This is a genomic window from Pseudochrobactrum sp. B5, from assembly GCF_001939785.1.
Taxonomy (GTDB): domain Bacteria; phylum Pseudomonadota; class Alphaproteobacteria; order Rhizobiales; family Rhizobiaceae; genus Pseudochrobactrum; species Pseudochrobactrum saccharolyticum.
In genome coordinates, this window is record NZ_MOYL01000001.1 from 665,647 (window position 1) to 681,392 (window position 15,746).

At 53.9% G+C, this 15,746-nt stretch carries 14 protein-coding genes; 10 read left to right on the forward strand and 4 right to left on the reverse strand.

Annotated elements, in window-relative coordinates; all coding sequences use genetic code 11:
- Positions 1–9: 9 nt before the first annotated feature.
- From BKD14_RS02990 to BKD14_RS03000, 3 genes are read left to right on the forward strand one after another with little or no spacing between them, the layout of a single operon-like run.
- Positions 10–1,203, forward strand: coding sequence for a CoA transferase (locus tag BKD14_RS02990; RefSeq protein ID WP_075654212.1), 1,194 nt, complete (start codon positions 10–12; stop codon positions 1,201–1,203).
- Positions 1,204–1,235: 32 nt separating this feature from the next.
- Entirely contained in the window at positions 1,236–2,411 is a 1,176-nt protein-coding gene (locus BKD14_RS02995; RefSeq protein ID WP_075654213.1) for an acyl-CoA dehydrogenase family protein, read from the forward strand.
- Positions 2,412–2,422: 11 nt separating this feature from the next.
- Complete coding sequence (locus BKD14_RS03000) at positions 2,423–3,511, forward strand: acyl-CoA dehydrogenase (protein ID WP_075654214.1); 1,089 nt, start codon at positions 2,423–2,425, stop codon at positions 3,509–3,511.
- Here the strand turns inward: BKD14_RS03000 and BKD14_RS03005 are convergent.
- From BKD14_RS03005 to BKD14_RS03015, 3 genes are all read right to left on the reverse strand, one after another.
- Positions 3,496–5,259 carry a LysR family transcriptional regulator gene (locus tag BKD14_RS03005; protein WP_075654215.1) on the reverse strand — a complete coding sequence of 588 codons (1,764 nt, stop codon included), beginning with the start codon at positions 5,257–5,259 and terminating at the stop codon, positions 3,496–3,498. The genes BKD14_RS03000 and BKD14_RS03005 overlap by 16 nt on opposite strands.
- A 146-nt stretch (positions 5,260–5,405) precedes the next feature.
- Positions 5,406–6,917 carry a M81 family metallopeptidase gene (locus BKD14_RS03010; RefSeq protein ID WP_075654754.1) on the reverse strand — a complete coding sequence of 504 codons (1,512 nt, stop codon included), beginning with the start codon at positions 6,915–6,917 and terminating at the stop codon, positions 5,406–5,408.
- A gap of 152 nt (positions 6,918–7,069) precedes the next feature.
- Positions 7,070–7,864, reverse strand: a complete 795-nt coding sequence (locus tag BKD14_RS03015; RefSeq protein ID WP_225686362.1) for a transporter substrate-binding domain-containing protein — start codon at positions 7,862–7,864, stop codon at positions 7,070–7,072.
- A 253-nt stretch (positions 7,865–8,117) separates the two neighbouring features.
- Between BKD14_RS03015 and BKD14_RS03020 the strand changes: the two genes are divergently transcribed.
- Positions 8,118–9,026 (forward strand): LysR family transcriptional regulator, encoded by a 909-nt coding sequence (locus BKD14_RS03020; protein WP_075654216.1) that lies wholly within the window; start codon positions 8,118–8,120, stop codon positions 9,024–9,026.
- A gap of 46 nt (positions 9,027–9,072) precedes the next feature.
- On the opposite strand, the gene BKD14_RS03025 is transcribed toward BKD14_RS03020, so the two are convergent.
- The gene (locus tag BKD14_RS03025) at positions 9,073–9,888 is read right to left on the reverse strand and encodes an IclR family transcriptional regulator (protein ID WP_075654217.1); all 816 of its coding nucleotides are present in this window, start codon (positions 9,886–9,888) and stop codon (positions 9,073–9,075) included.
- Between the two features lie 245 nt (positions 9,889–10,133).
- Between BKD14_RS03025 and BKD14_RS03030 the strand changes: the two genes are divergently transcribed.
- The 6 genes from BKD14_RS03030 to BKD14_RS03055 are packed head-to-tail and all read left to right on the forward strand — an operon-like array spanning position 10,134 to position 15,732.
- On the forward strand, positions 10,134–11,180 hold the full coding sequence (locus BKD14_RS03030; RefSeq protein WP_075654218.1) for an ABC transporter ATP-binding protein: 1,047 nt from the start codon (positions 10,134–10,136) through the stop codon (positions 11,178–11,180).
- Between the two features lie 2 nt (positions 11,181–11,182).
- Positions 11,183–12,061, forward strand: coding sequence for an ABC transporter permease (locus BKD14_RS03035; RefSeq protein WP_075654219.1), 879 nt, complete (start codon positions 11,183–11,185; stop codon positions 12,059–12,061).
- Positions 12,062–12,065: 4 nt separating this feature from the next.
- The gene (locus BKD14_RS03040; protein ID WP_075654220.1) at positions 12,066–12,860 is read left to right on the forward strand and encodes an ABC transporter permease; all 795 of its coding nucleotides are present in this window, start codon (positions 12,066–12,068) and stop codon (positions 12,858–12,860) included.
- 6 nt (positions 12,861–12,866) lie between these two features.
- Entirely contained in the window at positions 12,867–13,193 is a 327-nt protein-coding gene (locus BKD14_RS03045) for a (2Fe-2S)-binding protein (protein ID WP_075654221.1), read from the forward strand.
- A gap of 2 nt (positions 13,194–13,195) precedes the next feature.
- The gene (locus BKD14_RS03050) at positions 13,196–14,611 is read left to right on the forward strand and encodes an NAD(P)/FAD-dependent oxidoreductase (RefSeq protein WP_075654222.1); all 1,416 of its coding nucleotides are present in this window, start codon (positions 13,196–13,198) and stop codon (positions 14,609–14,611) included.
- On the forward strand, positions 14,608–15,732 hold the full coding sequence (locus tag BKD14_RS03055; RefSeq protein ID WP_075654223.1) for an FAD-dependent oxidoreductase: 1,125 nt from the start codon (positions 14,608–14,610) through the stop codon (positions 15,730–15,732). Before BKD14_RS03050 ends, BKD14_RS03055 begins: the two co-directional genes overlap by 4 nt.
- The last annotated feature ends 14 nt before the right edge of the window (positions 15,733–15,746 follow it).

Genomic DNA, 15,746 nt, shown 5'->3' on the forward strand with positions numbered 1-15,746 from the left:
GGAATTGGAATGGTGAAGCAGCAGAAACCTTTTGCGGGTATTACGGTGCTGGATTTTTCCCGCGTTTTGGCAGGGCCGTTTTGCTCTGCCATTCTGGCGGATCAGGGCGCGCAGATCATCAAGGTCGAACCGCCGCAGGGCGACGATCAGCGCTATATGGGCGCGGTGCGTAACAATCAGAGTATCAATTTTCAGCTGTTTAACCGTAATAAGCGCAGCCTGAAACTCGACCTGCGTCAGCCGGAAGCGGTGAAGATCGCGCAGGAATTGGCGCTGAAAGCCGATGTGGTGCTGGAAAATTTCCGCCCGGGTGTGGCAGATCGTTTGGGGATTGGTGCAGAACAGTTGCAGGCGCTGAAACCGGATCTGGTCTATTGCTCCGTCTCCGGCTTTGGCCAGCAAGGGCCGATGGCCGCTATGCCGAGCTATGATGTGGTAGCGCAGGCGCTGTCTGGCATGATGAGTGTGACCGGCGAGGCATCGGGTGCCCCGACACTGGTTGGTGACTCCATCGGCGATATTGTTTCCGGTATTTATGCGGCGCAGGCGATTTCTGCCGCGCTGTACCGCCGCTCGGTTACCGGACAGGGCGCGCGGATTGATGTGGCTATGTTTGATGCACTGTTCAGCCTGCTGCCGACTGTGCTCGCCGGATGGCAGGGCAGTGGCAACCGGCCTGCACGCTTTGGTAATCAGCATCCGCTGTCTGCGCCTTTTGGTGCTTTTGCTGCATCGGATGCGCCTTTCATTCTTGCTGTGGCCAATAAGGCGCTGTTTGCCCGTCTCGCAGAGGCGCTGGGCAAGCCGCATCTGGCGGAAGATCCGCGCTTTGCCTCCGACCAGTTCCGCAGTCAGAACCGTGATGCTCTGCAGGCTGAAATTGAGGATTGGTCACGGCACTATACTGCTTCGGAAGTGGTGGAGAAGCTCGGTAAAGCCGGGTTGCCCGTGTCAGAGATCTGGTCGGTGGATGAGGCCGCACAAAGCGCCCATGCGCAGCATCGCCAATTACTGCATGAAGTTGAACACCCGCAATTGGGCAAGCTTCTGGTGCCGGAACAGCCGGTGCATTTCGACGGCTTGCCGCGTGGTGATATCCGGCAGGCACCGGAGCTTGGCGCCGACGGCGCGGATATTCTACGGGAATTTCTGAATATGGATGAGACACAGATCAGTGCGCTGACAAGCGCAGGAATTGTCTGATCATTTGATGATTTAAGGGACGGAGTACAAGAATGGGACTACAGATTACGGATGCCGACCGCGCATTCGCAGCGGATGCACGCGCTTATTTGCGTGCCAATCTTCCGGAAGCGCTGGCCTATAAGGTGCGGCACAATATTCGCCTGACCAAGGAAGATCTGACCGGCTGGCAGGAAGTGCTGGCAGCGCGTAACTGGTATGCAATCGGCTGGAGCAAAGAGATGGGTGGCGCCGGTCTGACACCAGTGCAACGCTATTTGTTTGAGCAGGAATATGGTGCGATTTGTGCACCGCATCCGTGTCAGTTCGGCATTGCCATGGCGGGGCCTGTTATCCACTCCTTTGGTAATGATGAACAGCGGGCACGCTTTCTGCCGGATATTCGCGAGAACCGGACATTCTGGTGTCAGGGCTATTCCGAACCGGGGGCAGGTTCCGATCTGGCTTCGCTGGCAACTTCAGCTGTGCGGGATGGTGATCATTATGTGGTCAATGGTCAGAAAATCTGGACGACTTGGGCGCAATGGGCAGACTGGATTTTCTGTCTGGTACGCACGCATAAAGGCGAACGTCCGCAGCAGGGCATTTCTTTCCTGCTGATTGATATGCGTACCCCCGGTATTACGGTCCGCCCGATCCGCACATTGGACGGTGAAGCCGAGTTTAACGAGGTGTTTTTCAATGATGTGTGTGTGCCGGTTGAAAACCTGATCGGCACTGAGGGCGAAGGCTGGGGCTATGGCAAATATCTGCTCGAATATGAGCGTTTTTCCATGTCCGGTGCTGCACGTTCCAAGCGTATTCTCGGTGAGTTGAAAGAAGATGCCGCACGTCTCGGCGTGTCGGATGATCCGCTATTGCAGGATCGTATGACGCGGATTGAAATCCAGCGTCTGGCGCTGGAACATATGGAACTGAAACTCCTGTCACAGAGTGAAGCGGGTGAAAATCCGGGCCCTGAAGCCTCGAAACTCAAAATCCGCGGTACAGAAATTGCTCAGGCATTGGCTCAATTGCGTCTGGATATTTTTGGTTCGCAGGTGCTGCCATACAGCGAGGCATTTCTGGATGGTGAGGCAGATACGGAAAATCCGGCGGCTGCCGGTGCCGCTGCTGCATGGCTCAATTTGCGCAAGCTGACGATCTGGGGCGGATCAAATGAAATTCAGCGCATGATCCTTGCCAAGCAGGTTCTGGGTTTAAGGTGAGGAGAGCGGATATGCAGAAAACACGTGAAGAAAAAGCAGATGAATTGCGGATGCTGACGGATTTTGTGAGCCGCTTTGCTGCCGATCACACACCGGAAAACGGCTTGCCGCAGACTGATCTCGATCTGTGGCCGCAGATTGCGGAAATGGGGCTGATTGGTCTTGCGCTGCCGGAGGCATTGGGTGGTGCGGAACTGGGCGCAGAAGGTCTGGCAGCGGTGGCACAAGCTCTGGGAAGTGTTGCCTTGCCGGTGGATTTTGCCTGCGGTGCGGCACTGGCAGCAAGTCTGTTATGTGAAGCGCAGAAGAGCAATCCGGATGTTGAGCCATTACTGGAGAACTTCCTCGCCGGTGAGCTGCGCATAGGCATTGCCGGTCATTTGGCGACAGCAGCACAGGGGATTAAACCCGCGAACCTGCCGGAACTGACCGGCACAGGTCTGGCACTCAAAAACCTTCAAGTCTTTGGTGCGCGGGAATCGGAAAAGCTGTTGTGTCTGGTGCAACAAGGCGCTGGCCTTGCTCTGTGTCTGATCTCTCCGGAAAAGGCGCAGTTCCATCAATTATCAATGATTGACGGCCGGATGATGAGTGAAATCACGGCAGATATTGCACCGGCGTATATTCAGGTGCTGCTCTCCGGCGCTGATGCACGACAGCGCATTGAGGCTTGTGTCGCAGATATTATGATTGCCGTTGCCGCAGACAGTCTTGGCGCGATGGATAATCTCTACCGGCAGACACTGGATTATATGCGGATGCGCAAGCAGTTCGGCAAAGCGCTTGGCTCGTTTCAGACCATTCAGTTCCGTCTTGTGGATATGTCGGTGGCACTGGATGAGGCAAAAGCCTTGGTGGAAGCCGCAGCGGAAGCGCAGGATAGTGGTGCGGAAGATGCCCGTGCTCTGACTTTTGCCGCATGGGTGCAGACTTTGTGGTCAGCCCGTCATATCGCGCAGGAGGCCGTTCAGCTTCACGGTGGTATTGGCATGACTGAAGAATGTGCGATTTCCCCGCTGGTCAAACGTCTGCTGGTGAATGAGCATAGTTTCGGTCAGGCGGAAGCCTATATGGCGGCTTATCGTCAGTTGGCTGCCTGAAACGCCTTACGCAAACAAGCGAGCAGAATATGCTCCGGCTCATTGAGGTTGCGGGTGCCGCTGGTACCCGCAGTCAGATAAAAATGCGGCGCATCTGGCAAAATGTGCTGTAATAAAGGCTTGGCGGAGCTGATATTGTCTGCCAGAGCCGCAGGGATAATCGTGCTGTAGCCGTTGCCCGCGAGAGCCAGACATAATTGTAAAGACTGGGTTTCCAGCGCGGGTTGATATTCTGCTGCTTCCGGCATTTGCATCAAGGCATTGCGGATACTGTCACCGGTAGCAGGCAAAGCCAGCGGCGCGTCCTCCGCATCAATATCGGAAATATATTGCAGTGGCCCCAGATCGGTTAAGAACGCAGCATTTTCAGGATGTATTGTGCTCTCCATAAGTGCAATGGAGCACTCTCCCTGCTTCAACTGTTCCTGCAGACTATGTGCCGGAGCCTCATTCACTTTCAGCAGCACATGCGGACACAGGCGCTGCCATTCCCGCATCGCATTGCTGATGGCAGTGGCGCCGATCGGGCTGAGCAAGATCATCGGGCTAAGGGCGAAAGAAATCACCGGCTCGTCCATCACTGCAATTTGCTGTGCACCCTGACGGATCGCATCGGCCAGATTGAGCACGCTTTGCAGCAAAGGCGCTTTATGGACTGCGGTCGGCAGCGGATGCAGGCCTTTATAATGGCGGGCAAACAGTGCCGTGCCCATCAATTGCTCTGTCTTGCGCAATTGTGCGGACAAGGCAGGCTGGGTCTGATTGAGCCTGCGGGCGGCTTCGCTCATATTGCGGCAATGATAGAGCGTCAGAATACTCTGAATATCGCGCAGCGACACCGGCGGATTATAGAGCGTTACGGTCTGTTTGCTGAGTTCTTCGCGCACCAGCTTGATGAAATCTTGTGCGACGACAGTCAGTTTTTCATCTTTCGTGGTGATTTTCGCTGTGACAGGGCTATGCAACGGGTTTTCCAATTGCAGCACAGCAAGATCATTGCGGCTGATGCCGCTGGCAAGCAGACTATGCGGTGCAAGCAGAAGTACCGGCTGCTTGGCTTGCTTGAGACGAGTGAAAATCCCCACATCTTCCGATGTCATCTCCGGCGCAGGCAGATCATGCTGGCGGCAATAGGCGCGGATACGGGCTTCTTCGGCCGGTAAGAGCGGCGGCAGCCACAGGCTGTAATTGTGTAAATCCTCAGGGCTGAGCGGAGCCTGATCTTCATCGGGCACAAGGCCGCCTGCAACGGCAATCCACTCATCATCAAACAGAAATTGTTCTTGCTCGCGGCCATTTTGCGAAGCATAGCCCAGCAGAATATCTGTATTCTCAGGTTTACTGGTGTCGAAGGCGCTGATCAATGGTGAGCGGAAATGCACTTGTGCATAATATTCAGGATGGGAAAGCCGGAACGGGCGCACGGCTGCCGTTGCCGCGCGGGACAATTTGCCAAACATGAAATGCAGCGGTGAGCTGACTTTCAGCGAAGTTGAAATGGCCTTGCCGGAGAAGGCGGTTTCTACTGCCTGCAAGGTCGCAGTCGCCTGCTGAAACAGCCAGCGTCCGGCTTCGCTTGGCACCAGACCTTTGGGGCCGCGCACAAAAAGCTCCAGCCCCAATTCCGTCTCAAGCGTAGAAATTGCGGTGCTGAGTGTGGAGGGGGAAATCTGCTCGGCTTTGGCCGCTTCTGCGTGATTATAATACTGACAGGCCAGAACAAAATAGGCGAGAGAGCGAAGTTCCATGGTCTGTGCAGCTTTATGTTTTTAAAGGATAGTTTTCTATAACTGTTCCCCAATACAAATGACCAGCTTAAAAACAGGATTGAAGCAGACAAAACAAAACCGGCCATGCAAGGCAAAGCCGGTTTTGTTGTTATGTGATTTACTGGTCAGACGCTGAAAGTTGTTTCCGCGTTCAGCGGATAGATCGGGCGACGCAGTTTTTTATAATCGCGGGCGCCGAGATTGGCTGTGCTCAACCCATCGGCATCCACTTCGATAATCGCTGAGGCAATCGGCCCGAAAGCGGCGCGGAAATGCTGCTGGGATTTCACTACCACAATATCATAATCAGCAGGTTCAATGCCGACACTGCGGAACAGGTTTTTATCCAGCATTTGCTGACGTTCTGATGAGATCAGCATATCAGTATTGCCGACGCGAAAACAGACGCTTTTACCCAGTGAGGCAGGCAGCCCCTGAAACATCGGCCCCTCAAAAGTGATATTGCCGTCTGAAATGGCAATGACCTCACCGGTCAGAGTGATTGCACCGCCACCGATTTTCGGGTCAACTTTACCGCCAAGGCTGACCGTGCATTGCGCACCGATACCCGCCGCTGCCAGTTTTTCAACAGCCAGCGGGTCACAGAAAGCACCAAAGGCCGCACGTCCGACATTGGTTTCCAATAAGCCCTTCAGTACGGTTGTGGCATCGCTATAGGCACCGCAGCCCGGATTATCGGAGAAGTCGGCGATTACCAGCGGGCCTTGTTTGGTGTTATTGGCAAAATGCGCACGGATTGCCTCGGGCATTTCCGGTGCCTGCAAACGGTTATCCTCATCTTCGCGGCGGTTCCAGATTTCCTGACACAGATGCTCGGCATGGCTGACAGCCTGTGCTACCCCGACCTTGTTTCGGTCATAGCAAATCACAGCAGAGGGGCCTGTGTTCAACACATCAGCATCATAAAAACCGGCATTAATCGAGGTGGCGAGAATACCGTCCTGTGCTGCAATCTGATCTGCAATTTCCAGAATTTCTGTCATGGCGCAGGCATGGGTGGTGCGGCCGTCATTGCAGCCATTGAGCATTGGCGGCTGGCGCACAGCAATCGCAGGGCTGATCTGACCGCGCATCGCGTCTTCAAGCAGTTTACCTGCCTTGCGTCCGCATTCTGCCATATCCACATGCGGATAGGTGCGGAAAGAAACGGCAATATCCAGCAGCGCACTCATTTCCGGTGCGCTATTGGCATGTAAGTCGAATGTACCGGCAATCGGTATATCATTACCGACAATGCCACGGATAAATTGCAGCAATTCGATCTGGGCATCATCCGCGCTTTCCGTGCACATAGCGCCGTGGAAAACAATGAACACGCCGTCCGGTTTCTGCCCTTCAAGGGTTTCTCTGACATCGCGTTGAAAATGCTCGATCATGGACTTTTCAACCAAACCACCCGGCTCGGCACGGGCGGCAACGGTATAGACCGGCTCCCAGCTATAGGCTTCACAACATTCGATAAAGCCGCCGATCTCGGAATTGGTGCCGCGGCAATGGGTTTCGATTTCCTGGCCTTTAAAATAATGGCAGAGGTGGAAGTCCTTCAAAGTGGTTTTCAGCTTGGAAAAAGTATTGGTTTCCTGATTGAGTTCAAGAACGGCGACTTTGAAGCTCATAGGGGCATCTTTCATTTATGCGGTATTGATATTGCAAGCGAAAGGCTTTCTGCCCCGCCTGCTTTTGCTGTGAGCAGGGCAGAAAGCATGAGCCTGTGAACGGAACGCTGTTTGCAGGCTACGGGGGAAGAAATGATCTGAGGCGTGCAGATTTACTTCAGATAGGCGCTGGCATTGACCGGACGAACCATAATGTCGAAGTCAAAATATTGCTGGCGGATCTTGTCGTAAGTGCCGTTTTTGATGATGGCTGCAAGCGCGGTGTTGAGGCGCTCTGCCAGATCGCCGCTGTCTTTACGCACGGCCATTGCATTGCCCTGTGCCGCATCCAGAATGAAAGGCTTGCCGGCAAATTCACAGCAATTACCGCTGTCCTGCGCCAGCCAGTCACTCAGCGCCATCTGGCTTTCCAGAACCATGTCGAGACGACCGCTGTCCATATCGAGGAATACTTCACTGAGCGAAGGATAGAGTTTCACTTCATTGTCAGGGAAGTAGTCTTTGAGCGTATCGACCGCAACCGAGCCGGACTGAGTGCCGATGACCTTGCCTTTCAGGGCTTCTTTGGAGATTTCCTGAATGCCGAGATCCTTGCGGGCAATGAAATGCATGGCATTGAAATAATACGGATTGCTGAAAGTAACCTGTTTTTTGCGCTCTTCATTGACTGCCATTGAGGCGATCATCACGTCAAATTTGCCGGATTGCAGGGCAGGAATAATCCCCGACCATTCATGCGTGCTCCATTCGCACTCAACTTTCATTTCAGCGCAGACGGCCTGCCCGATATCATAGTCAAAACCTTTGATTTCGCCGCTGCCGGTTACATAATTGAACGGCTTGTAGTCACCTTCTGTGCCGATGCGCAGTTTTTCTGCCGCCGGAGCCTGAGCGGTCATAATGCCCAGAGCGATCAGGCTTACCGCTGATATGAATGCTGATTTCATTAAAGATTCCCCGATGTTGCCCTTCATTCTTCTAATGTCTGATTTTAGAATAAAGGCTTGTTCTTGGCGCTTCCATTCGCCGTGTGAAAACTAATTTAATATCAATTAAAACATTGATATTAATAATTTAATTGAATTTTTATTGTTTTTTCAATTGCCAGCATGATGGATTTAAAACCTGTATGCAATGTGAAAAAATTGATTTAAAATATCGAAATAATTCATATCTGAAAAATTCCGGACAGGATGAAAGATGCGTGATTTACCCGGACTGAAATCATTGCGGGCTTTTGAGGCCGCTGCGCGTTGCGGCAGTCTCACGGCAGCGGCGGATGAATTATGCGTCGGGCAGGGCGCGGTCAGCCATCAGATCCGCCTGCTGGAAGACTATCTGGGTTTGCGGGTGTTTATCCGCAGACAGCATGGTGTGGAACTGACACAGGAAGGCAGTCTGCTGTTCACATCCTGTCAGCGTGCCTTTGACGATCTGGCCGGAACAATCCGCCATATCAGCCCGCGCACGGCGCAGAAGGTGTTGCGTGTGAAAGTGGGGCCGTTCTTTTCGATGAAAATCATTGCGCCGCGCATTTCTGAATTTCTGGCGCAGCATCCGGGTCTGCAGCTGCATCTGTCCCATCTCGATACCAATGTGCCTGCATCTGGCCAGCCAGATATTGTGATCGATTATCGTCTGGGTGGTGTGGCCGGAAAATTCTCAAAACAATTGTTGCGTGAAAGGCTGGTACCGGTTTGCGGGACGTCCATCCGTAATCAATATAAGAGTGCAACGGAACTTTTATGCAGCAACCGTCTGCACTACCGCTCTGTATCGGAATGGCAGAGCTGGATTGCCACATCCGGCCTGATGCTTGGTCATAGTCAGCAGGATCTGATTTTTGATGATCAGCATATTATTCTGGAGGCGGTTAAAGAGGGACAGGGTGTGGCGCTGATCGATCAGGCGCTGGTTGAGCAGGAGCTTAAAACCGGCCAGATGTTTCTGGTCTCGGAACATTGCTTTGAACCGCAGGAGACTTACCAGTTTGTATGTCAGGAGGACTTATTCCGGTCAAAGCCGGTGACAAAGGACTTCCTCGACTGGTTGCTCAGAGAGGTTGCATTGCGGCGGAAACAACAAGATGCGCCGGAACTGTCCGGCTGAGGCCGGTAGTACCGCTGCATTTGGCAAGGATACAGCGGTGAATGATTTATCGTGACAGCGCCTGACTTGGATAGCGCAATGTCGCATCAAACGGATTGAGCTTGCTGGAAATCAGTGCTGCTTCTTTTTTCAAAAGATCAGCGATGGTGCGTTGGCGCTGTTCTGTCAGGCGCGAGGCCAGTGTGCCGATACTCAGTGCCGCAACGGCTGTGCCGTTCTGATCCAGCACCGGCACGCCGAGTCCTGCCATGCCTTCAATCATTTCAAAATTCATATGAGCAGCGCCGGTCTGTCTTACACTGTCAATCATAATGCGCAGATCAACTTCATCAATGGCTGCGCGGTCGAGAATGCGCGGCATGTTAAAACGGATAATCGCCTCGCGCTCTTCTTCCGGCAGAAAAGCCAGAATGGCGATGCTGCCCTGACCAATACCGAGCGGAACTTTGCCGCCGATATCACCTGTGAAAGAGCGGATCGGAAACGGGCCTTCCACGCGGTCGAGACACACGACATCAAAACCGCTGCGCACAAGCAGAAATACAGTGTCGTTAAAGGTAGCTGACAGACGTAGCAGTGCCGGACGGGCAAAATCCAATATACCATCACGCTGGCGGGTTTGCGCTGCCATGCAGAAAAAATCCAGTGAGAGGCGATAGGATTTTGTGTCGTTGATCTGCTCAACCAGTCCTTCGCTGATCAGGCTTTTGAGCAGGCGATGCATGGATGGCTGGCTGAGTTCCAGCTCGCGTGCCAGATCAATCAGCCGCATTCCGTCCCGTGAATGAGCGGCCAGTCCTTTTAAAATCTGGATGGCTTTTGTGAGGCTCGTATTCACAGGGGATTTCGTATTTTCACTCATTGCGCGACTCTTGAATTGGAATAATTCCGTATTATGGATTAAACTATATAAAATATTTCAGAATAGAAAATAGAATTTGTCTAATTCGCAAAATTTCTGTCAATTATTGGATAAATTCCGCTTTAAGTGAAATCTGCCCGCATGCCCTTGTTACAAGGCAGCCATGAAACAGGCCGATTGAGAGAGCGGTAAACGGCCGGATAACCCGCAGCGCAGAAATGCCGGTACTGCTCAGGGAGGTATGCATGAGCTTTTTGAACCTGAAACAGGTTTCCAAAATTTATGGAAAATTCACAGCGGTGAAAGATTTCGATCTGGCTGTGGAAAAAGGTGAGTTTATCTCTCTGCTCGGTCCTTCCGGCTGCGGCAAGACAACGACATTGCAGATGATCGCCGGTCTGGTGACGCCATCATCCGGTTCTGTCACGCTGGATGGTCGCGATATTACCTATACGGCTCCGGCTCAGCGTCAGCTTGGCGTGGTGTTTCAGAGCTATGCACTGTTTCCGCACATGACTGTTGCGCAGAATGTCAGCTTTGGTTTGGAAATGCGCAAAGTGCCGAAAGCGGAGCGTGATGAGCGCGTGAAAGAAACGCTGGCTCTTGTGCATCTTTCCGCATTGGCCGACCGCTATCCGCGTGAGATGTCCGGTGGTCAGCGTCAGCGTGTGGCGATTGCCCGTGCGCTGGTGATCAATCCGCCGGTGCTGCTGCTGGATGAGCCGCTGTCCAATCTTGATGCGCAGCTGCGTGAAGAAATGCAGTTTGAGCTGCGCCGCATTCAGCGTGCTGTGGGCATTACCACCATTATGGTGACCCACGATCAGGCGGAAGCTTTGTCAATCAGCGACCGTATTGTGGTGATGGAGAAGGGTAATATCACGCAGGTTGATATGCCTTATAAGCTCTATGAGCATCCGCGGAATGATTTCATTTCCAACTTTGTCGGCAAGTCCAACTTCCTGAGTGCGCAGGTTGAAGCGGATATGCTGGCGATTGAAAATACCGCTATACGCTTCAAGCCGGAGCAGGCAGTGAGCGGCGACAAGGTTTCTCTGTTCATCCGTCCGGAAAAACTGAACCTCACCGCAGCCGGTGCCGGTCATGTGGATGGTACTGTTGCCACCCGCTATTTTATGGGCAGCCAGTGGTTTGTCACGGTTGCAACACCTGCCGGACAATTGTCTGTGTCGCTGCCAAATGTTGGCACACCGCCACCGGCAGAAGGCGAAACAGTTGGTTTGGTCTGGCAGCATGAAGATTGCCGGATGCTCGCAGGCGGAGCGGCCTGACCATGAGCGCAACCTCTGCCGCCCCATCTCAGGCAAAACGCCGCTTTGCACCGCTGTTTCTGGCAGGGCCTGCGACTTTGCTTTTCATCGGTCTTGTACTGCTGCCGCTGGCGCTGACAGTCATTCTGTCGTTCAACAGCTACAATTACGACACCGGTATCGAAAACACCTTCACCCTGCACAATTATACGCAAGTATTGCAGGATGATTATTACCTGTCGATTTTTTGGCGCACTTTGCGTCTTGCGCTGATCACAACAGTGATTGCCGTGGTGATCGGCGTGCCGGAAGCCTATATTCTCTCGAATATGCGCTCTCCTTGGCGCTCGATTTTCCTGCTGGTGATTATCGGCCCGCTGCTGGTTTCCGTTGTGGTGCGTACCTTCGGTTGGAGCATGATCTTAGGACGCAATGGTTTCATCAATGGTGCGCTGACAACGGTCGGGCTGGAGCCGGTGCAGCTGCTCTATACCGAAACCGCGATTGTTATCGGTCTGGTGCATATCATGTTGCCATTCATGGTTATTCCGGTCTGGACAGTGTTGCAAAAACTCGACCCGACGGTGGAAGCCGCAGCGCTGACCCTTGGTGCATCACGCTTTACGGCGCTGCGCCGTATCGTGTTTCCGCAGGCTATGCTCGGCATTCTCTCCGGTAGCCTGATCGTCTTTGCCTTGTCGGCAAGCTCTTTTGCTATTCCCGGCTTGCTCGGTGGCCGCCGTTTAAAAATGGCTGCAACCGTTGTCTATGACGAGTTCATGATTGAGCTGAACTGGCCGCTTGGCGCTGCCATTGCCATCATTGTTCTCGTCGCAAACCTCATCATCATGATTGCCTATAATCGTATGATTGAAGGTCAGGCCAAACGGAAGCTGGGGTAATATCATGCAGAAAAATGGTCCTGTTGCTCTGATTTTTCACAGCCTTGTTGTCATCTTCATGCTGGCGCCGATGGTGGTGGTCTGTCTTGTTGCCTTCACACCGGAAAACACGCTGACAATGCCGTGGAACGGTTTGTCGCTGCGCTGGTTCGAGGCGGTGTTCAAGCATAATGATTTCATGACCTCCTTCGGGAACAGTCTGAAACTGGCGTTTCTGGCGGCGACGATTTCCACTTTGCTGGCGGTGCCGTCAGCTCTGGCAATCACCCGTTATGATTTTGCGGGGCGGGATGCGCTGAATGCGCTGTTTCTGTCGCCGCTGATTATTCCGCATCTGGTGCTCGGCGTTGCGTTTCTGCGTCTGTTCTCGCTGATGGGCATGAGCGGTTCGTTTTTCTGGCTGGTGGCAACGCACGCGATTATCATCACGCCTTATGCGCTGCGTCTGGTACTGGCCTCATTAAGCAGCATGGATCGCAATGCGGAAAATGCTGCCCGCACGCTGGGTGCCGGTGAATGGACAGTGTTCAAACGCATCACCCTGCCATTGCTGTTGCCGGGTGTGAGCGGTGGCTGGTTGCTGGCTTTCATCAATAGTTTCGACGAGCTGACAATGTCGATCTTCGTGACCTCGCCGTCAACAGTCACTCTGCCGGTGCGCATGTATATGTATGCCAGTGAATCGATTGATCCGATGATGGCTGCGGTCTCTGCCCTGATGATCCTTGTGGCAACGGTTGCGATGATCATTCTGGATCGCCTGTTTGGTCTGGATCGTATTCTGGTCGGAAAAGGCTGATCCGCAGTGAGTGCTCAAACGCAAACTTCACATAGCGGCGGGCAATTTCACCGCCGCTACCGTCAGGATGAAAAGCCAATAAGCTTTTCACTGAACGGCGTTGCACAGGTCGGACGCCTCGGCGACACGGTGCTGACTGCTATTATGGCGGTGAGCTCCCATGTGCGCCAAACCGAGTTCACCGGTGAGAACCGTGCCGGTTTCTGCCTGATCGGTGCCTGTCAGGATTGCTATGTTATGACGGAAGAGGGGCAGCGCCTTCGTGCCTGCACCACGCCGTTGCAGGAAGGTATGCGTTTTGTAACAGCCATGCCTGTGGAAGCCGGAGTGTGATGATGGCCAAAGCCGATTTACAGCCGGTGATTATCGGAGCAGGGCCTGCGGGTATCCGCGCGGCGGAAGTGCTGGTCAAGGCTGGCTTGCGTCCTGTTGTTTTGGATGAAGGTTTGCGTGCAGGCGGGCAGATTTATCGCCAGCCGCTGATTGATGACGGACGTTCCTATGCCAAGCGCTACGGTTCGGAAGCATCAAAAGCCAAAGCGCTGCATGAGACATTTGAAGCGCTGAGACCGGCAATTGATTATCATACGGAAAGTCTGGTGTGGAATATTTCGCCAAGCGGCGACACACGTTTTCTCGATGTGATTTCCAATGGCGCCTACCGCCGCATTGAATGTTCCGAACTGATCGTGGCGACCGGCGCGACGGATCGTGTTCTGCCATTCTCAGGTTGGACAACACCCGGTGTCTATACGCTTGGTGCCTCGCAAACAGCACTGAAAGCACAAGGCGTGACCATCGGAAACAAGCTGGTTTTCATGGGCTCGGGGCCGCTGCTTTATCTGGTGGCATGGCAATATATGAAAGCCGGTGCCAAGGTTGTGGCTGTGCTGGATACGGCACCTTTCAAAGCCAAATTGCATCTGGCGCATCTGGCGCTCCATGCACCGCGCATTGTGGCACTTGGCATGTTCTATGCCATGCAATTGCGCTTTGCCGGTGTGAAAACCATCTATAATGCACGCCCCGACAGCATTGTCGGCAAAACCCATGTTGAGGGCATCCGCTATCATATTCAGGGTAAATCTGAGGTCAAAACACTGGCGTGCGATGCATTGGCCTATGGTTTTGCGCTGCGTCCTGAAACACAGCTGGCTGATCTCGCCGGTTGTGCTTTTGAATTCAACAACCGTGACAGAGTATGGCTACCGGTGCGTGATACACAGGGGCAGAGCAGCGAGCAGGGCATTTACCTTGCCGGTGACGGCAGCGGTATTGCCGGTGCCGATGCAGCGGAAATCTCCGGTGAAATAGCCGCTTTGGCTTTGGTGCAGAAGCGCGGACTTCCCGTTGATGCAGCGCGTATCAATGCACTGCAAAAAGCGCATCAGAAGATCAGCACCGAGCGCGACCTGCTGGAAAAGGCTTTTCCGTTTCCGCGCGATTGGTTTGAGACTGTCAGCCCTGAGGTCACTTTGTGCCGCTGTGAGGAAATCACTGTGGGCGAGGCATTGAACGCAATCAGCGGCGGCAGTATTCGCGAGATCAATCGTCTGAAAGCCCTGAGCCGTGTCGGTATGGGGCGTTGTCAGGGGCGGATGTGTACGGCTGCAGCCACGGAACTGCTGTCATCGCAATTGCATATTGATGCATCTGAAATCGGTCGGCTGCGTGCGCAGGCGCCGGTGAAGCCGGTACCGCTGGGTTTCGGTGCGATGCAGCAGGCGGCTGAAGACGAGGTGGTATCATGACCAGACGTCTGGAAGCGGATGTAGCCATTATCGGCGGCGGTCTGGTCGGCAGTTCTGCGGCACTGGCGATGCGCAAGGCCGGTTTGTCGGTGATCCTGCTGGATAAGGGCTTCTGCGGCGCGCAGGCCAGCGGTGTCAATTATGGCGGTGTGCGCCGTCAGGGGCGCGGCGTAGAACAGCTGCCGCTGGCGGAATTGTCTCATGCAATATGGGCTCGTTTGCCGGAATTGATCGGCATTGATGGTGAATATCAGCGCAGTGGTCATCTGAAACTGGCACGCACGGAAGAAGATTTCGCCAAGCTCGAAGCCTATGCGGCGCGTGTGCGCCCGCATGGTCTGGAGCTGGAGCTCATCAGCGGCAAGGCCGTGAAAACACGTTTCCCGTGGCTGACCGGCGATGTGGCCGGAGCATCCCTATGCCATGACGACGGCCATGCTAATCCGCGTCTGGTTTCTCCGGCTTTTGCCCGTGCAGCCCGCGCTGCCGGTGCCACGGTGCTGGAACATATGCCGGTGCATCAGGCTGTCAGTACTGGTAGTGGTTTTGTGTTGCAGGCCGGTGAGGACGTGGAAATCCGGTGCCGCCAATTGGTCAATACGGCCGGTGCATGGTCGGATCAGTTTGCCAGCCAGTTTGGTGAGAGCGTTCCGCTCAAAAAAATCTATCCGTCAATGGTGGTGACAGAGCCGCTGCCTTATCGCCTGCCAATGAGCATGGGCGAAGAGGGCGGCAGCTTCTATGGCCGTCAGGTGACGCGCGGTAATTATGTGATGGGCGGCGGGCGCGGAATTGTGCTGGATAATCCGGACTATTCGCGACCTTCGGTGACTGCCGCCTCATCGGTTATGCAGCGGGCAATTGCGCTGTTTCCGCATCTGGAACATGCCCATGTTATCCGCTTCTGGTCCGGCACTGAGGCTGAAATGCCGGATGGCAATCCGGTTATCAGCGCGAGTTCCAAGGTGAACGGGCTTTTTCATGCTTTTGGTTTTTGCGGAGCGGGCTTTCAGACCGCACCAGCTGTGGGGGCGGTGCTGTGTGATCTGGTAACACAAGGCCAAAGCAACATACCGATCGGGGCTTTCAGCATTGATCGTTTTCATAACCTTTCTGCCTGAGAACGGGCGGATAA